We start from the raw sequence: 16,401 nt of genomic DNA on the forward strand, positions 1-16,401 counted from the left end.
CGCCATTCTCCTTTTCACCCCTATATATTTCAATAGGTTACGGCTCGATTTTGTCGCACCTATTCGAACCACGCTTCAAGGTGCGACACTTCTGTCGTTCCTTTGTTCTGCGGTCGGCGTGAGAATCCCCTCTGCGACAAGAGTCTCTGCGATCCGCTCGAAGCCCTTCGTGGCCAGCAGGAGCGCCCTCGCCTTCTTGGTATAGGTGCCTGACTGGCGCGTGTTCGACCATCCGTACATCGCTTCGAGCTCGACTTCCGAACCGCCGTTCTCCGAGCAGATCGTAGCGCCGCCCTTCCGAAGCCCATGCGGGGAGCAGTCTGGCAGCTTTGCCTCGACGCAGCGGTCCTTGAACCAATTGCCGAAGGAAGCCCCGGAGGCGAACGGCTTGCCATAGGCGTTGAGCAGATAGGCCAGTTGGTCGGTCTCAGGCATTGCCGCGATCGCCTGCACCAAGGGCCACGGCGTGTGAGTTATGAGTTCCGCTCCGGTCTTGCTGGTCTTGAATTTCACCTTGCCGCTGCGCGCGTGCTGGCGCCCGAATTTCGTAGCGTCGGAGCGCCGCAATCCCGTGAAAAGCAGCAGCATGCATGCGAGATAGGGCATCGTGCCAATAGGATGCCGCTCGATGTATGCCCGGAGATCGTCGATCGTCCAGGTGTAAAAGCCCTCGGTGTCGGTCTGGATCTTGCCGATGCCGCCTGCAGGATTCGACGGAACGATCGCTAGCGATGATGCCCAACTGTAGAGCGCCTTGATAGATTTCAGCCAATCATTGGCGTTGCCTGGTACCGCGGCGCGTTTTGCCATGCCCTTCGCGATGTTCTCGGCCGGGATGAGCATGGGACGATGCCCGCTCTTTTCCTTCATGGCCTCAAGGATCTTGCGCCGTCGGCCGCGGCCGATCGGGTTCATGGTCAGGTACTTCGGCGATTCGACGAAATACCGATCTATCAGCCAGCCGAGTGTCTTGGGCGCGAATTCTTGCCGGCCTGTGGCCTTCTTCTCCGGTAGAGGTGCATCGGAATGCAGCTCTTTCACAGCAGCCCGGTATTCATCGACGAACTCTGGCGACGACACGGGATGCTTGAGCCGGATGCGCCTGCCTTTGACACGTGCATAGATCACACGCCGGCCGTGACGCGTCTTCTCCTCGCTAAGGTATTGAAGGTCTATTTCCATCCCCTCAGGGTGCTTCATCGCCCCAACCGTCGTCAACGCCGTCTCCTGGGGATTGCGGGGACTGATCGTCCCGCATCTGGTCAAAGGCCGCGTCGAGAGCGCGCATGTCCCAGATTACGCGTCGATCTATCCTGATCGGCTTGGGCATTTTGCCCTCTTCGACAAGCGAGAGAAACTTCGTCTGGCCGATGCCAATATAAGCAGCCGCTTCCTCACATGAGAGGCCTCGGCGCGGTGACGGTGATAGAGGCAGCACAATGGTAGTGGCGGATTCGACGGCGCGGGTGTGTTTCATCGAGCCATCTCGCCAGCTACGTCCTTCACAATCGCGATCGCTTCACTGGGAAAACAATCGAACCATTCTCCTCGGCGTCGACTGGAGGAAAGCCGCGCATGTACAGCGCGTTCGATTAGACGAGCGTCCTTCTCAGCCACCTCGATTGAAAACGCACATGTCACTTCCACAGGTGACGCGACATTCAAGTCGGCAAGGCGCTTGGCAACGTCAAAGGCGATCCCAACTTTCACGTATCGCCCGCTCTCCATGACATAGACGCTCCTGCGACCTGTCTCCCGCGGCTTGACCTGCCTTTCAGCTTTCGCTTGTTGACGCTGTTCCAACACGTGCTGCATCGCCTTGATCGCGCCAAGGGACGTGTAGAGCCTGCCGCCGATGCGCCAGGCTTCAAGGGCTCCGTTCGCCAGAGCCTTGCGCAAGCCGCTCACAGACATTGTCCCGTCGGGAAATGCAAGTTGTGCAGCGATATGGAGCTGCAGCGGGGTATCGTCTCGGATCTCGTCGAGGGCAGGCAGGCGTGGACGGCGGCTCATGGTGTCACTCGCCCCCGCCCCAGGAGGATTCGTCATCGCCCGGGATCATCTCGCGCGTGTCGTGGATCAGGCCACCGAGGCCGGCCGCGACCAGCGCCACGCCGATCGCTGCGACAGGCGGCAGGGACGCAGCGCAGAGGCAGATGCCGGCGGCGAGCGCGATAAGGTAGCGCTTGGTCATGCCGACTCCCTTTCGCGCTTCCTGGCGCCTGCGTGCTCGGCTGAGGCCTTTGCCAGGACTTCCAGCTCATCGGCGGCGAGTTCGATCCCTCTTTCGACGATACTCGTCACGGATATCGCGTAGGGTATGATCGACGTCAGGCTGGCCAAGCGTGCCGCAGTGCTGTCCGACAGACGAATTGTAAGATTCTTGCTCTTTGTCATCTGCTCTCTCCTGGTCCCCACGGCGGTTTCCCGCGCAGGCGGTTCAATGTCATGCCCAAGCTGTGGTCGACCCAGAACAGCTTATCGCGCGGCCATTCGTCATCCGCCGGGATGACACGTTTCGCCATGGCGACTAGCCAGCGGGCCAAGGCGTAGCGGGTGATTGGGAAGCGGGTCACAGCCCGATCTCCTTCCCGATCTGCGCCAATGTCGTGAGATCCTCGCGGATGCTTTTGTCCATCCAGAGGAGGTCGACGAGCTTGCGGCCCTCGACGACGCCGATATTGAAATCGTCGGAGCCTCGGATCTCGAATCCGTGCCGCTTGGCGTCTTCCAGCAGCTTGAAATGCGTGCCGTCGCAGTAGTGCTCGATCGAGATCGGGCCACCGTCGGTGCATATCGCCTGGGACGTGATGACGACGTAGGAGCGTGCCATCCTATTTCCTCCCGAACATGTCAGGCTGCCCGCGCTTCTCGGCGCGCGTGATCGATGCATTGTGGGCATGGTGCTTGGCGTCATAGGAGAGATGGCACCTTTGGCAGAGCGCCTTGAGATTTGCCGGGTCGCTGTTCTCCGGCTGGTGGTCCAAGTGCGCGACGGTCAGAACGATGCGGATAATGCGAAGTTGGATGTCATAGCCTTCGCACCAGGCGTGATCGCCCTCGCGCGGCCAAGTGAGGCGCAAGCCGTTGTCGCCAGTCGGCCGGGCCTTGTGAAAGACACCTGCGCGCGTTCGTCCTCCCAGCGCATGGTTCTCGACGCCGCAAAACTCGCAGCGGTGGTCTGCGCGACGCAATATGTCCTGCCTGATCTTGGACCAGTCTGCCGGGTAGCGCGCTTGATTTTCGGGGCGGATCGGCATCAATTCCCCCTCGCCAGATAAACGCCCAAGGCCTCGATAATGCGGACGGGATGCACCTCCACGACAATGTTGCAGGCCTCGCAGGTCGGCCAGTCATGCTCGGCATAGAAAGCGCCGGCATCATCCTCGGCAGGCTCATAGTCGAGCTCAGCGCCACAACTCGGACATTCGGTGCAAAGACGGGTAGGACGCGGCAGTCTGGTGGCGCGCAGGATCGTAGCCTCTGCCATCGTCATCGCTCCCACACAATGCGGTAGGCGACGACTTCGCCGTACTCGGCGTCTTTCTCCCATCGGACGAAACGCGCCTGCGCCTTGGTCTGAAGACCACCTTTACGCATGACCTCGACCATCCAGTTCGGATCGATCGCCGGCACGACCTGGCCTTCTGCGGTCTTGGGCTGCGCGGCCCATGTGATCCAAGCGCTCGCTCTCATTTCTGCCTCGGCGGTGTCGAGAAATCGGTGAGGATCTTCCCGCAGCGCATGCACTCGCAGCGGGTGGTGACTCCTCGGTGGCGTTGGCGCGGCCCGGTCGGGCTGGCCCAGTACCAGCGCAGGCGCCATGCATGACCGAAGATGAAGCAGCGGAGGTTCATCAAATCCCCCTGCCGCACGGACAACCGCGTTTACGATCCGTCCCGCCATTTCGTGCAAGCCGGTGATCACTTTCGGCAACAACCGGCCCGATGTTCTGCACGGGTTCTTGGGAGGCCGTCATTCCGCCTCTCCGATTTCTTGGCTGCCCAACGCCTGATTTGCGAGCTCGACCAGCATGCGAAGCCCATCAAGGTCGTTGATCCTGGCGAAGGTCGCGATGATGGGTGGGTCACCCCCATCCGGGTTGTTGCGGACGATGCAAGGCACGAGACAATTCTCCCAGGGACCTTCCATCAAGCGGAAATAGGTCGGCTTCGGCTTCGCGTTGGCGGGGTGCGTGCTCATGCGTCGACCTCAAACCTTGCGCCAAAGTAGGGATCATGGTGTCGAGACAGAGTGCTCGGATCAGGCTTCCGCACCTTGACAATGATGGTGTTGCAATAGGTTCCCACGCTGGCGAAAGAGCCGGCAGGAAGGTCGACATGCTGCCCGTTCATGTCGATCATCAGCTTTCGAAAGGCTGTCGTCTTCTTGGTGCTTCGAAACTCGGTGCCAGCCGACATGATCGCCACTAGAATTCCGCCGGGGCGCAAGAACTTCAGCGCATGCACGACATGGTCAATGTCGCGCTCTCGGTCGAATGGTGGGTTCATCACCACGCGGTCGTACAGACCATCACGCGGAGGCTGGAGAGCAAGAAAATCTGCCCGTTGCACACAATTGTAGATCCACTCGCGGCGCAAGCCGGCCGCTCTCTCCTCGTTGATCTCGACGCAGTCGACGATGCACCCCTTCCTAACCAGCGGCCTGGCGAGGTTGCCGGTGCCGGCGCTCGGCTCAAGCACTCGCAGCGGTGGCTCGTCCTTCTGGCGATAGAGCGGCACGGCATCTACAACCCGTTCCGTCGCCGCGTCTGGAGTCGGATAGAACCCGTAGTTTTTGGCCAACGACGTCTTTGGGGTGTGCAATCCCCAATCTTCATCCGGACCGCGTTCTTCCGGAATTGGGGCACCATAGTATTCGCCTAAAAGCTGGTTCACCTTGTCGAGCAGGTCATCTCGCTTGAACCACAGATGCGCATTGCCATTCATGAAGCAACGCACCCGGAAATACTCCGTCTCGACGAAGGACTGTCTGGCGCCGTAATGGCCGGCACGCGATTCCTCGATCGCAGCGACTAGGCCGGCATGAACGAGCGGTACGGGTTTCCCCTCCAGGACCATAAAGGCGCGCTCGATATCATGGATCGTATCGCGCTCATTTCGGTAGTAGTTCCAAGAGCCATACTCGTTGAACGCGCGGGTCAGGATGACTCGGCTGCCGATCTTCCATCCATCGTGTGAGCGAAAGCGTCGATCCAAGCTGGAGAAGCACATCGCGATTCCGCGCCTGAAGATCGTGCCTGCGTCCAGGGCGAATTGCTCCAGCGTCGCTATGACATTCTCGACCGTGACTTCTGGCGGGTCCTTTTGAAGTTGCGACCTGAATTCATCCTTGGCGCGTTTGTCCATTAGAGTGTCGAGTTCCGTCATCCGGATCAAATGCGCCCAGACATCCGTGTCGATCATCCTCCGAGCAGCGCCGAGAAAATCATCCCGAATAGGAAGATCCAGGCCGGAGAGGAAGCCACTACGTTCCTCCTTAGCATGATGATTGATGCCGGTTTGGGTAGGAGCGGCCACCAATGTCGCGCTTAATGCCTCCTGCAATGCCGAGGCGGCTGTACCCAGGGCGCTGTGCGCATCGGTGTAGAGCGACAAGGCTCGGTTTCTGTTCGCGACAATTTGATCAATGGTCGCGCGCGGGACGAGTGCGCTCATTCCGCCCACCTCTGGCTGCAACTGAATTGCCCATCCCGCACGGACGGGTAGTCGTTCGCCTCGCACCGCTCTTGGGATAGGCCGCATGAACAGAGCTCGACGGCCGGCAGCCCGGTCGCTGTCAGGCGCTCCGACGCCACCTTGAGGTAGCCGATCGCGCCTGAACCATCCTCGGGCTTCTGGATCTCCTGATCCTTGTCGAGCACGACAATCGCCTTGCGCTCATGCCAAGCGCGGACGATGCCGCGGCGCGTGATCATGCTCTTGAGCGTAAGCTCGCCGTATTCGTTGGGATTTTCGACTATCTCGAAGGCCTTCACGTCGACGACCGAGCCCGGCGGAAAATCCTTCTGAGGCAACGAGCACTTCATGGTCACCTTCGTGATGCTATGCCCCTTCAGCGCGGCGAGCGTTTTCTTCCGGATGCTGCAGTCCGCCTTGCGGTGGCAGTTGTGGCAGGGATGGAGGACGGTCATGCCGCCTCCCCAACCGATGATGGGAGCAGATCAAGCCGCGCGACGGCATTCGAATCCCAGATGCACCCAGAGGCGCAATCCCGGCCGTAGTACCAGTTGAGTTCGAGGCGAGCCGACCAGATGTAAGGAGCGATGATAATGCCGCTGTAGGTTTGGGCGACACTTCCCTAGTCTATCGTGAGGCCATGGAAGTATGCCGCACTGGGTCGCCCGAAGCGTCTCTGGAAATCAGTAAGTTCCCCATGAGAGCAGAGGCGCAAAATATTGGCGTCTGGCGCCAAAATGACATCGTATGCCAGCTGCTTCCCGACATCGCGGAAGCCTTCTGACCGACACCATGATTCCCAATCGTCCTCGCCGACAATCGAGACCCAGAATCCGCGCGGCTTCGAATACGAAGCGAGATCATCGAAATCCAGTTGCGTGGTGGACCGAACCTTTTTGATAGCGGCATTGCTGTAGTGGCGGAGGACGGTCATGCCAGCGCCTCGATCTTCTCGATCGCGCTCTCGGTCTGCGCCTTCATCGCCAGAAAAGACATCGTGTCGAGATACTGGCCGATCTCCACATAGCGCCATTGCTCAAGTGCTTGCTTGGCCGCTTCGAGCGCAACCTTCTGTGACTCGATGATCGCGCGCTGATCGATCTGCCCGACCTCAGCCGGCGGTGCACTCCCAGTGGATTCCACCGTCGTCGGGCCGCTGAACTTGATCGACATCGAGCCGTCTTTGTGGATGCTGATCTCAGCCATTGACCGCCTCCTGCATCCGGGCGCCCGACATTGCGTTGAGCGAGGTGATCATGTGGTCAACCGCTTTGTCACAGGCGTTGGCGTCTCCCGTCGAGGCGTTGAGCGTCGTGACGATGACTGCCCTGACGTCGGCCGTCTTCTCGCTCGGGATCTGGTAGGCGCCCATCGTGACGATGGTCATTGCCTCCAGCGCGGCCTTGAGGCCGGTCAGAGCCAGGGCCGACATCTCGGTGCCGTCCGGTGCCGAAACCACGGCATCGGTGAAGGAATTGACGATGTTGTCAGCGAGCGCGTCGGCGTGCGTGTAGAACTGGTGCTCGTTCATGAGGATGCTCCGTCGCGGCGAACAACGCCGTGGTTGAACGTCTTCTTCAAAGGGGACTTGCGGCTGCCGTCCATCGGCCTGCCCGTACGTCGATAGGCGCCGGTATGCTTGTCGCGCTGACGATCCGATTTCCGGATGCGTCCAATGTCCTGTGCGGTCTTGGCCTTGTGGCAAACCCTGCAAAGCCACTGCCCGTTTTCGATCACGCTCTCGCCGCCGAGTTCGACAGGCAACACATGATCCGCATCGCCTTCGCCGACCTTCAGGCGCGCCCCGCATGACTCGCAGCATCCGTTGGCTCGAAGAGCGATGTCGCGGCACTGCTTACGCGTAAAGTTGTGCGCCCTCATGCTGCCGCCTCGCGAGCTTTGGCAAGACGCACACCGGCCATCTGCTCGATCTCGTCTCGCAATGTCCCTTCCGGTACGCCGGGCAGGATCTCGTCGAGGATGATCGGCCAGACGAAATCGAAGTAGGAGCGCCACTCCGGCAGCGACCAATCGCCGGTCGGCAGCGGCGTACCCTTCGCGATCGACCCGTCGGCGGCGACATAGACCGCCGTGATCTTGTGGGCACGGAGCATCAACGCCGTGTGGACGGAGTTGCCGTCCGGAAAGTGGCCGGTCGCTTGGGCGATCTTCGAGCACAGCGCCCGGTACAGGCGGGTGAGATCGAGCGGCGCGGGGCGGTCTACCGTGACTCTGAGCGCTACCGATTGCGGGAAGCGCTCCAGCTCCTCGCGGTCGTAGGCGCTGGCGACCACCAAGGATGCACCGCGGCGCACCATGACGAGTTCGATTGCCATCATGCACCTACCTGGACCTTGGCCGCTTCCGAGCGGAGTTGATCGAGATGCGGCTCGAGGTCTTCGAACTGATCGTTCGTCAGCTTGCCGAGCCAGAAATTGAACTTCTTCAACCCCTCCTTCGCTTTTGCCCGGGCCTGTTCAAGGACAGCGAGCGCCGCAGCATGCGTTGCCGGTTCGCCGACCTGGTCGGGCGCAGGCGGCTCAGGAACTGGCGGCTCCGGCGGGGCGGTCTCCTCGGCAGGCTTGGCGTCAGCAATGCGTGCCTTGTGCTTGTCGAGCAGCCCCGTCATCTCAGTGATTTCGGCTGTCACGAGCTTGCGTGTGGGCTGCTCGCGTCCCTTCCATGCGGCCTTGAGCTCGTCCTCGGTCTTGGCGACCGCAAGCACCTTGTCGAGGCCGGCGACGTAGTCCGTGAAGGACCATTCGGGCGGCTGCTCGGGTGCGGGAGGCGCGGGTTCGTCAACGATCTCGCCAGTGACCTCCTGTGATGCCGGCGGTGGTGCAGGCGGCGGCTCGGGTGGAGCGGGAGGCGCTATCGCCTGATGCTCGATCACTCGCCCTTCCATTTCGTCGTCGGTCGGCTGATTGCTGACCGCCTCGGGGAAGGCCATGCGCAACGCCTGGGCCTCGGCAACCTTGGCCAGTTGTCCATAGGCACGCTTCGTCCACATCGCGTTCGGGGCAAGCGTCTCGCGACTGGCCGTCGCATAGTTCTCCAGCCAGAATTCCTTGGCGGTGAAAGAGCGTTCCTTGCCGGCGATCAACCGATAGACCGTGATCTTGCACCACTCGGGGAAGCGTACCTCCTTGCCGCTCAGCGTCTCGGTCTGTATGGGGCCGTATTCAGGTTCGCTCTTGCCGACATATTGGCCGGTGCGCGCGGCGTCGACGCGATAGCTGTAAATGCCAGGCATGATGACATCACGCATGGCACCCTTGCCGCTTGCGGCGTCCTTCACCCACATCGGAACGATATGGACGGGCTTCATCATCGGATCGAGATTGCGCGCCCGGCAGTAGGTCAGCACCAAGCCTATCGAAGCAGGCTTCGCGCCGGGATAGAGCGAGCTCTCCATCGCCTGGATAAGTTCGCCGTCGGAGAGTTGGGCAACTGCTGTGGTCTGCGCGACCGGCACGATCTGGTTCATGGCTGCCTCAGGCTGCGTACTGCTGGGTTTTGCCTTCGGTGCCGGGCACAGTCAGGCCCGCGGCGATCACGCGGCCGGACAGGGTGCGCACGACTTCGACGAACTCGGTCGGCGGCTCGGCCATCGCGGCGAAGAAAGCCGCTGCCGCCTTCAGATCGGTGATTTCGGTCACCTTGCGGGTCTTGAGAACGACGGCGCGCTTCTGCCCGGCTCGGGCCGTACCAAGGTCGACGACCGATTCATCGACGCCGGCGGCTTCGGCAGCTAGCTTCGCTGCAGCTTCGAGCCTCACCTTCTCGGCCTTCAGGAAGTCGCCCACGACGGTTTTCGCCGACTGCTTCGCCCGCGCCGCCTTGTCGATAACCGGCTTCCATTTCGCATCGACGGCTCGTCCGGCGCTGAGATGCGGTTCCTTCTCGGCCTTGTGCTCGGCGGTTGCGGCCTTTTCGAACTCGCCGAACTTGGTGGCGATGTCGGACATCCTATCGGCTGTCGCCTGGTCGGTGATCGGGCCGGCCGCCATGAGCTTGCGAGCCATCGCATCCCATTCGGCCATGTCGGCGACGATCTGATCGAGCGTCGATCCGCTGTTGTGACCGATGCCGGGCTGGGGCTGCTGTTCTTCGGTCGCCGGCTGCACCGCTTCCTTCGGCGGCAACGCGGTCTCGTCCGGCCACGGCTCGCCCACCATCTTCGCCATATAGTCGGGGTGCTTCACGGGTGCCCTGCAGACCTGCGCAAACAGATCGGCGACGTCCGGCTCCTGCGTGATGACCTTCGTGCCGATCTTGGCGTACCAGACGCCGTCAGCCTGCCAGATCGCGACCGGGTCGAGGCGACGGGTTCGGAAGAATCCCGTGTGGATATCGCCTTCCTTGACCTCCGGCGCACGGCCAGCGAGGGAGTCCTGCCAAAACTGCCAGACGTTCATGATTTCAATCCCTTCACGATCTTCAGAGCGGTTGAGCCAACGACCATTGCTGGCGGTGTCGAATGACGGATCTCAGCGTCGCCAAGCCGATGAGGAGATCCGACTTGTCCTTGCTGTCGGGCTCGGTCACCTTGACCTTGAGCCACTGGCGGTTGACCCATTCCGTCGCCTGTGGCGGCGTCATCGCGTCGACCTTCTCGCAGGCAAAGTTCACTGCCGCCTGCACCCGGTCCGAGGCGACGAGCCTGATTTCGATCACCGACATTCAAAGGCTCGCCTCCAACTGGAGTTGGCGGACCCGGAGCCGAACGAGGCTCTTGTCGTAGTCGCGGACCCGGCGGCGGCGTTGCTTTGCGATCTCGCGCTTCGTCGACAGCTTCTTGAACCTGTCGACCACGGGGCCGACGATCTTCTGCCAGCGCCAGTCCTGATACTCGGCGAGCGCGATCCTGATCACTTCAATGGGAGGCATGACGCATCTCCATGGACTTACGAGCGGCGCGCTCCATCCGAGCCCGCTCAATGACGATGTTCAGTTCAGGAGGGCTGAGATCGATGCCGGCGCGACCCAGCGCGTCGAGGACGCCGTTAAGGTCGGTACGTTCGCCATCGAGGCACAGCTCAGATCCGGCGATGATCAGTGACGCATCGAAGATTGACCGGCTGACGAGGTGGGTTGGACGGTTCATCGCCTCACCTCGCGCGCCTTCAACATCGCATCGGCGAACTGGTAGGCTCGCTCCGCTGCATCTGACGGTTGGTAGGCGAATTGCTCGTTTTCGCATGCGAGCATTCCGCTCAATGCCTGCCAGGCGAACCGATCGCGTAGCTCTGCAGTGGCCGGTGCCGAACTGGGGACTTCGGATTTGCCATGGCCTGTCGCAAGCCATGCAAGATCCACATCGAGCGCTGTCGCAATGGCGATCGCAGTGTCCACACGAGGGGAGTAGTCTGCATTCGCCGAAGAACGGGTAATATTGGTGATCGCCCCTTCGGCCAGTCCGGCGCGCCTTTCGGCTTCTCTGATGGAAAGGTTATGATGCCGAAGAGATGATCGAATACGATCGGCGATAGTCTCGCCTACAATGTCGGCGCTTTCCTCGCCCAAACCCAATAAGAGCCATTGGGGAGCTACGCCGAACACTGCTCCGTACTTCACGGCCTCGTCGGGACCGAATGAATTCTGGCCGTTTTCGTGAGCGGCATAAGTGCTAACGCCAATGCCAAGACGACGCGCGGCATCAGCGGCAGATTTGAAGCGCGCATTGATCCGCGCCGTCCTCAGGCGAAGCGCCAAGGTATTGTCGCTCATCGCCCTACTCCGCAGCATCGAGGATCGAAGCGCGGACTGGCGCCGTCTGCGCCTTGTCGCCGTTGATCGCGTCTGCAATGCGCTTAGCGTGCTCGGCATTGTCGGCCGGCAGATTGACCGTGCCGATCGCACTGCGGATCTCGACCCACGATGTGCCGCCGCTCGAAAGCGCTTCCGCCGACTGGCGGCCGTGCAGGTGGAAGGTGAAATAGTCCATCAGGCAGCCCTTTCATCGAAGGTCGCGAGCCACTGCGACTGAGCGAACAGGATCTCAGTGCGGGCGGCTGAATTGGCGGGGTGAAGACGGTCAAGGAATCGGGCGAGCCATTCGAAGTGGTTCCAGCCGCGATCGAGAGCACCGGCGACGACGTACCTGCATGCCTCGTCGAGACCCTCATCGTTCGCGATGAAGGCAGCGCTCGTCAGATTGGAGGTGTGATAGCTATGCGCGGACCAGAAAGCCGGCTTGCCTGCCCGGGCTTTCTCAATGGCCAACCCGAAAGTGACGCTATCGGTCTCGCCGCATCCAATTGCGCGGGCCTCGGTAGCAGTGAGGATTTTCAGGTTGGGCATCGGGTCTCTCCATCCGCCGCAGCGGGTATGGAGGGATTAGTTGCACAACTTGCAACTCTCATCAAGCGCTAATTGCGCATCTTGCAACTTTTTTTCGCTATGGAGCTCCTAGCAAAAAAAGACCGCAGGCTATGCTCATGTCCACTGAAGTGCTCACCGCCTTACGGCGTGACGTGAACGTGACACAATCCGGTCCATCAAAAATCGCAGCAACATCATGTATTGAAAAATAACGATTCCTCTCATACAAGCACCCATCTTCCAAGGAATTGTGTAAAGAAGCTAACATTATGACTAACGACGACCGCGAAGAATTCGAAAAGAAAAAGATAGTGTCATCAATTGCTTTGGGAAAGGACCAACGAGCGCTCTGGAAATCTATAGAGCTGTTACGTATCGCTGACCGATATGATTACAACTATTTGTGGAGCTTCCTTGGGCTGCCTATAATACAAATGCCTTCTGACGTCATGGCGACGCAGGAGGTAATCTGGAAATCGAAGCCTGATATTATTATCGAAACAGGGGTGGCCCGAGGCGGATCTCTCATTTTCCTCGCCGCCATGCTTCAGCTGATGGATAAAGGGAAAGTAATCGGCGTCGATATCGACATCCGGCGCCACAATCGACAGTCGATTGAGAGCCATCCGCTCTCCCATAGAATTTCGCTTGTTGAGGGGCCATCAACCGACCCAAAGACTATCGCAAAGGTCGTATCGCAGATACCGACCGGTTCGTCTGTAATGGTCATCCTGGACAGCGACCATAGTCGCGAGCACGTATTGGACGAACTCAGGGCCTACGGCGATCTCGTAACAAAGAACCAATATTTGGTTGTCGCCGATACGATTCTGGGTCATCTGGAGCCCGATGAGACACCGACGAATCGTTCCAAAATATGGCTGCGCGGGAATGAGCCTCTCGCCGCGCTCAACGAATATCTGTCGGAAACAGACCGCTTCGAAATAGACCGAGAGATCAACGGAAAGCTGATTTTCTCGAGCTCTCCTGGCGGCTACCTTCGCTGTGTTAAAGACTGATCCCGCATCTGGCGCCCCTGAAAGGGGCGCAATACCCATTCTCTGAAAAGCGGCTTCACTTTGATAATTCGCTTATTGATGAAGTATAGAAGCATCGGGCGCAGCAGCTTCTTTTTCCAATAGCTAATGGGTAGGCCGTCTAGCCCTTCAGCGCCCACCCGCCAAACCAGCTTGAATGCTGCGATTCGTTGATCGAGCGAAAACTCCCAGAGCGGAGACGGTTTTAGCGTCAAGCGCTGATGGTGCATTGATGCGCCTTGCACCGACACTACCCGGCCCTCAGTCACTAGTTTGGCCATGGTGATAAGATCGCCGTTATAGTTGGAATACCCGATATTGTCCCGGCAATATTCCCAGTGACTTATTAGCGGCACCCTTCGGTACAATCCATAGAACCAACCCGAACAACACCGCTGCAAATGTAGGAAAACGGCCCTATCCACGTTGGTCTTCAACGAGTTGGTGACGCAGAACCATTTTTCGTAATCCTCTGGCGCGCTCCACCAGTGGGTATCTGTGACCGCCAATATCGCTCGTGGCGTATCCTTCAGAGCCGATAGCAAAACTTCTAAGTAATTATCGCTGGAATAATCGTCATAAGCGCGCCAGAGAAAATACGGTGCCTTGGCTTCTTTCAGAACAAATTCAAAGTTAGCCACCATTCCTATATTTTGATCTTGGCGAACATACCTAAACCGGCTGTCATCTTTACAAAAGGCTTGACATATCTCTCCGGTATTATCGGTAGAGCTATTGTCTGATATTATAACTTCAAAATCTTTGAAGGTCTGGCGCTGAATGCCTCGCAGTGCATCTATGACAGCTGGTGACGCATTGTAGACAGGCATACCTATTGAAATAGTAGGAGTCATTGATTGTCTGCTTTCGAATGCCTTGGCCTTTAATATTCGGTCTCTCTCACGGTAGGCGTCACTCCATCCCCTCGATGCTTTCCGGGGTCTCGCCGTAGCGCGCCAGGATTACCGCATCATCGAAATCTCCCAGTTGCGGATCTCCGGTACGCGAGAAAGCAATAGCGCCGACGATCTTATGGCCGTCCCGTTCGCGCCCAACCTTACCCCGCGCCCTCCCCGTCGCCGCCAAGCTGGACGGAGCTTCCTCCGCTTCCAGCCCAAGCAAGTCACCATCGCTGGTGCGAACGAATGGCAGCACGACATAATAGGTGATGTTGGGCATCGGGTGTTACCCGCCAGTCCCAGATTTCCGGGGAAATGCAGCTTCGAGCGTCGCCTTAATACGCTCTATCTCATCAGCCGCGCGCCCCGCAAAGAACTTGGCAAGCCAATCCTCGTCGGGATGACGGAATAGTGCCTCAACATCTATCTCGAAAAGATCGGCCAGCCTCTTCTGCCATTCTTCTCCTGGCGTCGTGCCATTGTACCAGCGTGAAACCACGCTCTTATCGGCACCGAGTTCGCGGCCCAGATCGGCCTGCGTCAGATGCCGGCGCTCCGCCCATTCCTCAATGTGGTGGGGGCGTTTGGGCTGCTTGCCTTTGTGAATTTCCGTGATGTTGCTCATAGGGTAGGCGTATGCGCGTTGCGCAACTTTGTCGTTATCGCATTCTGCAACTTCGGACTTGTGTTTTGTTGCTAGTTGTGCAACTAGGTACGACATGAGCAATCACACCCTCTCAGAAGCCCTGAAAGAGCGCGGCGCCAAGGCATCCTTGGCAAGAATGCTCGGCATCAAAGTTTCTACGGTCATGCGCTGGCTAGAAAAGGAACGCTTACCCGCCGAGCGCGTCCTCGAAGTCGAGCGTGTAACCGGCATCCCTCGCCATGAACTGCGCCCCGATCTCTATCCTCGGGAGAACGCAGCATGACCGACCCCTCCTTCATCTTCGTCTGCATCTGCCTCGGCCTTGCGCTCCTCTGCTCGCTGGTCGAGCTGATCCATTCGTCTAGCACCACGAACGGCAACCCTCCGATCGAAGAGAAAGGTTGGCAATGATCTACTTCGAGATCGCACTCACCTACCTCGCCGCCCAGTTGGTCCTGGCCTCCGCGATCGGCCAAGCATTCCGCCGGACTACGCCATGAAATTCCTCCGTCGCACATCCTCCCTGCGGCGGCTCAAGCCGGGTCTCCTCTGGAGCCCGGCTCTTTCCATTCGCTCTCGCGCCTAACCGCCAAGTTGCCGCCCGAGCGTCTCGCCACTTCGTGAGTTCAGATCATGCAAGGTGTCTCCACTCTCTCCGAGCACTCGCCTGTGATGCAGTCAGCATCACAGGGAAGCTTTGGAATGTCTGGTCGAAAGAGAGTGCCGTCAGGTCAAGTTGAGACCGCGGTCGGGGTTTGTTCTGCTTCGAGTGCCCGCATAATTGCATGGTTGCGCAAGCAGTTCCGAGAGAAGGCGGCGCAAAACGTCACCGCGAAGACCGGGATTGCATTCAACACCACCCGGAAATGGTTCTCCAATGAAAGCCGCCCAAGCGGTGAAGCGATCATTACGCTGATCGCGGCGTACGGTCCCGAACTCTTGGCGGCCGCCTACCCTAAGGGCCTGGGCTGGCTGGATAGCGCCGTACGTGACGAGCAAATCGCCGCCCTTCGCGCCGAGCAGGCCGAGTTGCAGCGCCGGATGGAGGCGCTTCTGTGATCTGGCTGCGCACGCTCCTTGTCGCTCTTGTCTTCCAGTTCGCGCGGCGCCGCGCCGCCAACCACCAGCGCGCCGGCCGGTACCACCTGCTCCGCTCTGCGGTGTGGACCGATCGAGCTGACCGGCTGAACGAACAATCGAAACTCTCCAACCCCAAACCGATGGGAGACTGACAGTGACCGTGCATGAGTCCGTTTCGAATTTCACCAATGTGCCGGAGTCGATCTTTCTGGCGTTCGTCAGCCGATTGAAGGCCGCGACGAAGACGAAGGACGAGGCCGTCAACGCGATCCGCACGCTGCGCAAGACGGCGAAGGCCGACGGCATCGATCTAAAGGCCGCCGACAAGGCGCTCAAGATCGCGGAGTTGATGGACGAAGAGGCCCGCGCCGAGCACAACACCACGCTGGCCTATATGAAGTTCATGCGTCTGCCGATCGGCTCGCAACTGAGTTTCCTCGACGCGGCGGACGATGACATATCCGAGCTGTCCGACAGTCAGCGCAAGGCTAAATGGTTCGACGACGGCTGGGCATGTTCGGCCAACGGTGGCAACCGCGTCGATTGCCCGCACGATCCGACGAGCGATGCTGGTCAGGCGTGGCAGGATGGCTATCAGGCGAGCCAAAGGCAGATCCTGGAAGGCATCCGTCAACTCGACGAAAAGCCGGTCAAGGCCGCGCCTGAGCAGACCGACGAGCAGCCGGTTCCTCCCGAACCGCCGATGGCAGCCTAAG

At 59.6% G+C, this 16,401-nt stretch carries 34 protein-coding genes; 6 read left to right on the plus strand and 28 right to left on the minus strand.

From position 1 onward, the window contains the following. Positions 1-75: 75 nt before the first annotated feature. From AC6H34_RS32910 to AC6H34_RS33030, 25 genes are all read right to left on the minus strand, one after another. A complete protein-coding gene (locus AC6H34_RS32910) occupies positions 76-1,218 on the minus strand; it encodes a tyrosine-type recombinase/integrase (protein ID WP_497539936.1) in 1,143 nt (380 codons plus the stop codon). Further along, a complete protein-coding gene (locus AC6H34_RS32915) occupies positions 1,187-1,477 on the minus strand; it encodes a helix-turn-helix transcriptional regulator (RefSeq protein WP_497539935.1) in 291 nt (96 codons plus the stop codon). The genes AC6H34_RS32910 and AC6H34_RS32915 overlap by 32 nt, the downstream gene beginning before the upstream one ends. Further along, positions 1,474-2,013: a GIY-YIG nuclease family protein gene (locus tag AC6H34_RS32920; protein ID WP_497539934.1), complete on the minus strand. Its 540-nt coding sequence runs from the start codon at positions 2,011-2,013 to the stop codon at positions 1,474-1,476. Before AC6H34_RS32920 ends, AC6H34_RS32915 begins: the two co-directional genes overlap by 4 nt. A 4-nt stretch (positions 2,014-2,017) precedes the next feature. Then, the gene (locus AC6H34_RS32925; protein ID WP_497539933.1) at positions 2,018-2,194 is read right to left on the minus strand and encodes a hypothetical protein; all 177 of its coding nucleotides are present in this window, start codon (positions 2,192-2,194) and stop codon (positions 2,018-2,020) included. Further along, positions 2,191-2,397: a hypothetical protein gene (locus AC6H34_RS32930; protein ID WP_497539932.1), complete on the minus strand. Its 207-nt coding sequence runs from the start codon at positions 2,395-2,397 to the stop codon at positions 2,191-2,193. Before AC6H34_RS32930 ends, AC6H34_RS32925 begins: the two co-directional genes overlap by 4 nt. Positions 2,398-2,572: 175 nt before the next feature. Then, positions 2,573-2,833, minus strand: a complete 261-nt coding sequence (locus AC6H34_RS32935; RefSeq protein WP_497539931.1) for a hypothetical protein — start codon at positions 2,831-2,833, stop codon at positions 2,573-2,575. Position 2,834: 1 nt separating this feature from the next. Continuing rightward, the gene (locus AC6H34_RS32940; RefSeq protein WP_497539930.1) at positions 2,835-3,260 is read right to left on the minus strand and encodes a hypothetical protein; all 426 of its coding nucleotides are present in this window, start codon (positions 3,258-3,260) and stop codon (positions 2,835-2,837) included. Then, positions 3,260-3,490: a hypothetical protein gene (locus AC6H34_RS32945; RefSeq protein WP_497539929.1), complete on the minus strand. Its 231-nt coding sequence runs from the start codon at positions 3,488-3,490 to the stop codon at positions 3,260-3,262. The genes AC6H34_RS32940 and AC6H34_RS32945 overlap by 1 nt, the downstream gene beginning before the upstream one ends. A 2-nt stretch (positions 3,491-3,492) precedes the next feature. Beyond that, a complete protein-coding gene (locus AC6H34_RS32950; protein ID WP_497539928.1) occupies positions 3,493-3,936 on the minus strand; it encodes a hypothetical protein in 444 nt (147 codons plus the stop codon). A 39-nt stretch (positions 3,937-3,975) separates the two neighbouring features. Next, a complete protein-coding gene (locus AC6H34_RS32955) occupies positions 3,976-4,203 on the minus strand; it encodes a hypothetical protein (protein ID WP_497539927.1) in 228 nt (75 codons plus the stop codon). Then, positions 4,200-5,678, minus strand: coding sequence for a DUF4942 domain-containing protein (locus AC6H34_RS32960; RefSeq protein ID WP_497539926.1), 1,479 nt, complete (start codon positions 5,676-5,678; stop codon positions 4,200-4,202). The genes AC6H34_RS32955 and AC6H34_RS32960 overlap by 4 nt, the downstream gene beginning before the upstream one ends. Continuing rightward, the gene (locus AC6H34_RS32965; protein ID WP_497539925.1) at positions 5,675-6,154 is read right to left on the minus strand and encodes a hypothetical protein; all 480 of its coding nucleotides are present in this window, start codon (positions 6,152-6,154) and stop codon (positions 5,675-5,677) included. Before AC6H34_RS32965 ends, AC6H34_RS32960 begins: the two co-directional genes overlap by 4 nt. A gap of 167 nt (positions 6,155-6,321) precedes the next feature. Further along, positions 6,322-6,633 carry a hypothetical protein gene (locus AC6H34_RS32970; RefSeq protein ID WP_497539924.1) on the minus strand — a complete coding sequence of 104 codons (312 nt, stop codon included), beginning with the start codon at positions 6,631-6,633 and terminating at the stop codon, positions 6,322-6,324. After that, positions 6,630-6,905 (minus strand): hypothetical protein, encoded by a 276-nt coding sequence (locus AC6H34_RS32975; protein WP_497539923.1) that lies wholly within the window; start codon positions 6,903-6,905, stop codon positions 6,630-6,632. The genes AC6H34_RS32970 and AC6H34_RS32975 overlap by 4 nt, the downstream gene beginning before the upstream one ends. Then, positions 6,898-7,230 carry a hypothetical protein gene (locus AC6H34_RS32980; RefSeq protein WP_497539922.1) on the minus strand — a complete coding sequence of 111 codons (333 nt, stop codon included), beginning with the start codon at positions 7,228-7,230 and terminating at the stop codon, positions 6,898-6,900. The genes AC6H34_RS32975 and AC6H34_RS32980 overlap by 8 nt, the downstream gene beginning before the upstream one ends. Next, the gene (locus AC6H34_RS32985) at positions 7,227-7,580 is read right to left on the minus strand and encodes an HNH endonuclease (RefSeq protein WP_497539921.1); all 354 of its coding nucleotides are present in this window, start codon (positions 7,578-7,580) and stop codon (positions 7,227-7,229) included. The genes AC6H34_RS32980 and AC6H34_RS32985 overlap by 4 nt, the downstream gene beginning before the upstream one ends. After that, positions 7,577-8,038, minus strand: a complete 462-nt coding sequence (locus AC6H34_RS32990) for a hypothetical protein (protein WP_497539920.1) — start codon at positions 8,036-8,038, stop codon at positions 7,577-7,579. Before AC6H34_RS32990 ends, AC6H34_RS32985 begins: the two co-directional genes overlap by 4 nt. Then, positions 8,035-9,186, minus strand: coding sequence for a phage recombination protein Bet (gene bet / locus AC6H34_RS32995; RefSeq protein WP_497539919.1), 1,152 nt, complete (start codon positions 9,184-9,186; stop codon positions 8,035-8,037). Before bet ends, AC6H34_RS32990 begins: the two co-directional genes overlap by 4 nt. 7 nt (positions 9,187-9,193) lie before the next feature. Continuing rightward, on the minus strand, positions 9,194-10,117 hold the full coding sequence (locus AC6H34_RS33000; RefSeq protein ID WP_497541891.1) for a hypothetical protein: 924 nt from the start codon (positions 10,115-10,117) through the stop codon (positions 9,194-9,196). A 22-nt stretch (positions 10,118-10,139) separates the two neighbouring features. After that, the gene (locus AC6H34_RS33005; protein WP_497541892.1) at positions 10,140-10,382 is read right to left on the minus strand and encodes a hypothetical protein; all 243 of its coding nucleotides are present in this window, start codon (positions 10,380-10,382) and stop codon (positions 10,140-10,142) included. After that, the gene (locus AC6H34_RS33010) at positions 10,383-10,589 is read right to left on the minus strand and encodes a hypothetical protein (RefSeq protein WP_497541893.1); all 207 of its coding nucleotides are present in this window, start codon (positions 10,587-10,589) and stop codon (positions 10,383-10,385) included. Beyond that, positions 10,576-10,806 carry a hypothetical protein gene (locus tag AC6H34_RS33015; RefSeq protein ID WP_497541894.1) on the minus strand — a complete coding sequence of 77 codons (231 nt, stop codon included), beginning with the start codon at positions 10,804-10,806 and terminating at the stop codon, positions 10,576-10,578. The genes AC6H34_RS33010 and AC6H34_RS33015 overlap by 14 nt, the downstream gene beginning before the upstream one ends. Continuing rightward, positions 10,803-11,429: a helix-turn-helix domain-containing protein gene (locus tag AC6H34_RS33020; protein WP_497541895.1), complete on the minus strand. Its 627-nt coding sequence runs from the start codon at positions 11,427-11,429 to the stop codon at positions 10,803-10,805. Before AC6H34_RS33020 ends, AC6H34_RS33015 begins: the two co-directional genes overlap by 4 nt. 4 nt (positions 11,430-11,433) lie before the next feature. Continuing rightward, positions 11,434-11,646 (minus strand): hypothetical protein, encoded by a 213-nt coding sequence (locus AC6H34_RS33025; RefSeq protein WP_497541896.1) that lies wholly within the window; start codon positions 11,644-11,646, stop codon positions 11,434-11,436. Then, on the minus strand, positions 11,646-12,002 hold the full coding sequence (locus AC6H34_RS33030) for a hypothetical protein (RefSeq protein WP_497541897.1): 357 nt from the start codon (positions 12,000-12,002) through the stop codon (positions 11,646-11,648). The genes AC6H34_RS33025 and AC6H34_RS33030 overlap by 1 nt, the downstream gene beginning before the upstream one ends. Positions 12,003-12,289: 287 nt before the next feature. Here AC6H34_RS33030 and AC6H34_RS33035 point away from each other — a divergent pair, with 287 nt between their 5' ends. Continuing rightward, positions 12,290-13,042 (plus strand): cephalosporin hydroxylase family protein, encoded by a 753-nt coding sequence (locus AC6H34_RS33035; RefSeq protein ID WP_497541960.1) that lies wholly within the window; start codon positions 12,290-12,292, stop codon positions 13,040-13,042. Here the strand turns inward: AC6H34_RS33035 and AC6H34_RS33040 are convergent. From AC6H34_RS33040 to AC6H34_RS33050, 3 genes are read right to left on the minus strand one after another with little or no spacing between them, the layout of a single operon-like run. Continuing rightward, positions 13,018-13,914 (minus strand): glycosyltransferase family 2 protein, encoded by an 897-nt coding sequence (locus AC6H34_RS33040; protein ID WP_497541898.1) that lies wholly within the window; start codon positions 13,912-13,914, stop codon positions 13,018-13,020. The two genes, AC6H34_RS33035 and AC6H34_RS33040, sit on opposite strands and share 25 nt — an antisense overlap. 58 nt (positions 13,915-13,972) lie before the next feature. Further along, the gene (locus tag AC6H34_RS33045) at positions 13,973-14,239 is read right to left on the minus strand and encodes a hypothetical protein (RefSeq protein ID WP_497541899.1); all 267 of its coding nucleotides are present in this window, start codon (positions 14,237-14,239) and stop codon (positions 13,973-13,975) included. Positions 14,240-14,245: 6 nt separating this feature from the next. Further along, on the minus strand, positions 14,246-14,680 hold the full coding sequence (locus AC6H34_RS33050; RefSeq protein ID WP_497541900.1) for a helix-turn-helix transcriptional regulator: 435 nt from the start codon (positions 14,678-14,680) through the stop codon (positions 14,246-14,248). Here AC6H34_RS33050 and AC6H34_RS33055 point away from each other — a divergent pair. The 5 genes from AC6H34_RS33055 (at position 14,679) to AC6H34_RS33075 (ending at position 16,400) form a co-directional block, all read left to right on the plus strand. Continuing rightward, positions 14,679-14,888 carry a transcriptional regulator gene (locus AC6H34_RS33055; protein WP_497541901.1) on the plus strand — a complete coding sequence of 70 codons (210 nt, stop codon included), beginning with the start codon at positions 14,679-14,681 and terminating at the stop codon, positions 14,886-14,888. The genes AC6H34_RS33050 and AC6H34_RS33055 overlap by 2 nt on opposite strands. Continuing rightward, the gene (locus AC6H34_RS33060; protein ID WP_497541902.1) at positions 14,885-15,016 is read left to right on the plus strand and encodes a hypothetical protein; all 132 of its coding nucleotides are present in this window, start codon (positions 14,885-14,887) and stop codon (positions 15,014-15,016) included. The genes AC6H34_RS33055 and AC6H34_RS33060 overlap by 4 nt, the downstream gene beginning before the upstream one ends. Before the next feature lie 378 nt (positions 15,017-15,394). Further along, positions 15,395-15,664 (plus strand): hypothetical protein, encoded by a 270-nt coding sequence (locus AC6H34_RS33065; protein ID WP_497541903.1) that lies wholly within the window; start codon positions 15,395-15,397, stop codon positions 15,662-15,664. Further along, positions 15,661-15,837, plus strand: a complete 177-nt coding sequence (locus AC6H34_RS33070; RefSeq protein WP_497541904.1) for a hypothetical protein — start codon at positions 15,661-15,663, stop codon at positions 15,835-15,837. Before AC6H34_RS33065 ends, AC6H34_RS33070 begins: the two co-directional genes overlap by 4 nt. A 38-nt stretch (positions 15,838-15,875) precedes the next feature. Then, entirely contained in the window at positions 15,876-16,400 is a 525-nt protein-coding gene (locus AC6H34_RS33075) for a hypothetical protein (protein ID WP_497541905.1), read from the plus strand. Position 16,401 lies beyond the last annotated feature (1 nt).

This window comes from Labrys sp. ALF-8 (genome assembly GCF_059699065.1).

What these genes read in the sequence shown, in the direction of transcription:
- AC6H34_RS32915 (WP_497539935.1), bottom strand. Translation starts at nt 1,477, where the DNA reads ATGAAACACACCCGCGCCGTCGAATCCGCCACTACCATTGTGCTGCCT.
- AC6H34_RS32920 (WP_497539934.1), bottom strand. Translation starts at nt 2,013, where the DNA reads ATGAGCCGCCGTCCACGCCTGCCTGCCCTCGACGAGATCCGAGACGAT.
- AC6H34_RS32925 (WP_497539933.1), bottom strand. Translation starts at nt 2,194, where the DNA reads ATGACCAAGCGCTACCTTATCGCGCTCGCCGCCGGCATCTGCCTCTGC.
- AC6H34_RS32930 (WP_497539932.1), bottom strand. Translation starts at nt 2,397, where the DNA reads ATGACAAAGAGCAAGAATCTTACAATTCGTCTGTCGGACAGCACTGCG.
- AC6H34_RS32935 (WP_497539931.1), bottom strand. Translation starts at nt 2,833, where the DNA reads ATGGCACGCTCCTACGTCGTCATCACGTCCCAGGCGATATGCACCGAC.
- AC6H34_RS32940 (WP_497539930.1), bottom strand. Translation starts at nt 3,260, where the DNA reads ATGCCGATCCGCCCCGAAAATCAAGCGCGCTACCCGGCAGACTGGTCC.
- AC6H34_RS32945 (WP_497539929.1), bottom strand. Translation starts at nt 3,490, where the DNA reads ATGGCAGAGGCTACGATCCTGCGCGCCACCAGACTGCCGCGTCCTACC.
- AC6H34_RS32955 (WP_497539927.1), bottom strand. Translation starts at nt 4,203, where the DNA reads ATGAGCACGCACCCCGCCAACGCGAAGCCGAAGCCGACCTATTTCCGC.
- AC6H34_RS32960 (WP_497539926.1), bottom strand. Translation starts at nt 5,678, where the DNA reads ATGAGCGCACTCGTCCCGCGCGCGACCATTGATCAAATTGTCGCGAAC.
- AC6H34_RS32965 (WP_497539925.1), bottom strand. Translation starts at nt 6,154, where the DNA reads ATGACCGTCCTCCATCCCTGCCACAACTGCCACCGCAAGGCGGACTGC.
- AC6H34_RS32970 (WP_497539924.1), bottom strand. Translation starts at nt 6,633, where the DNA reads ATGACCGTCCTCCGCCACTACAGCAATGCCGCTATCAAAAAGGTTCGG.
- AC6H34_RS32975 (WP_497539923.1), bottom strand. Translation starts at nt 6,905, where the DNA reads ATGGCTGAGATCAGCATCCACAAAGACGGCTCGATGTCGATCAAGTTC.
- AC6H34_RS32980 (WP_497539922.1), bottom strand. Translation starts at nt 7,230, where the DNA reads ATGAACGAGCACCAGTTCTACACGCACGCCGACGCGCTCGCTGACAAC.
- AC6H34_RS32985 (WP_497539921.1), bottom strand. Translation starts at nt 7,580, where the DNA reads ATGAGGGCGCACAACTTTACGCGTAAGCAGTGCCGCGACATCGCTCTT.
- AC6H34_RS32990 (WP_497539920.1), bottom strand. Translation starts at nt 8,038, where the DNA reads ATGATGGCAATCGAACTCGTCATGGTGCGCCGCGGTGCATCCTTGGTG.
- bet (WP_497539919.1), bottom strand. Translation starts at nt 9,186, where the DNA reads ATGAACCAGATCGTGCCGGTCGCGCAGACCACAGCAGTTGCCCAACTC.
- AC6H34_RS33000 (WP_497541891.1), bottom strand. Translation starts at nt 10,117, where the DNA reads ATGAACGTCTGGCAGTTTTGGCAGGACTCCCTCGCTGGCCGTGCGCCG.
- AC6H34_RS33005 (WP_497541892.1), bottom strand. Translation starts at nt 10,382, where the DNA reads ATGTCGGTGATCGAAATCAGGCTCGTCGCCTCGGACCGGGTGCAGGCG.
- AC6H34_RS33010 (WP_497541893.1), bottom strand. Translation starts at nt 10,589, where the DNA reads ATGCCTCCCATTGAAGTGATCAGGATCGCGCTCGCCGAGTATCAGGAC.
- AC6H34_RS33015 (WP_497541894.1), bottom strand. Translation starts at nt 10,806, where the DNA reads ATGAACCGTCCAACCCACCTCGTCAGCCGGTCAATCTTCGATGCGTCA.
- AC6H34_RS33020 (WP_497541895.1), bottom strand. Translation starts at nt 11,429, where the DNA reads ATGAGCGACAATACCTTGGCGCTTCGCCTGAGGACGGCGCGGATCAAT.
- AC6H34_RS33025 (WP_497541896.1), bottom strand. Translation starts at nt 11,646, where the DNA reads ATGGACTATTTCACCTTCCACCTGCACGGCCGCCAGTCGGCGGAAGCG.
- AC6H34_RS33030 (WP_497541897.1), bottom strand. Translation starts at nt 12,002, where the DNA reads ATGCCCAACCTGAAAATCCTCACTGCTACCGAGGCCCGCGCAATTGGA.
- AC6H34_RS33040 (WP_497541898.1), bottom strand. Translation starts at nt 13,914, where the DNA reads ATGACTCCTACTATTTCAATAGGTATGCCTGTCTACAATGCGTCACCA.
- AC6H34_RS33045 (WP_497541899.1), bottom strand. Translation starts at nt 14,239, where the DNA reads ATGCCCAACATCACCTATTATGTCGTGCTGCCATTCGTTCGCACCAGC.
- AC6H34_RS33055 (WP_497541901.1), top strand. Translation starts at nt 14,679, where the DNA reads ATGAGCAATCACACCCTCTCAGAAGCCCTGAAAGAGCGCGGCGCCAAG.
- AC6H34_RS33050 (WP_497541900.1), bottom strand. Translation starts at nt 14,680, where the DNA reads ATGTCGTACCTAGTTGCACAACTAGCAACAAAACACAAGTCCGAAGTT.
- AC6H34_RS33060 (WP_497541902.1), top strand. Translation starts at nt 14,885, where the DNA reads ATGACCGACCCCTCCTTCATCTTCGTCTGCATCTGCCTCGGCCTTGCG.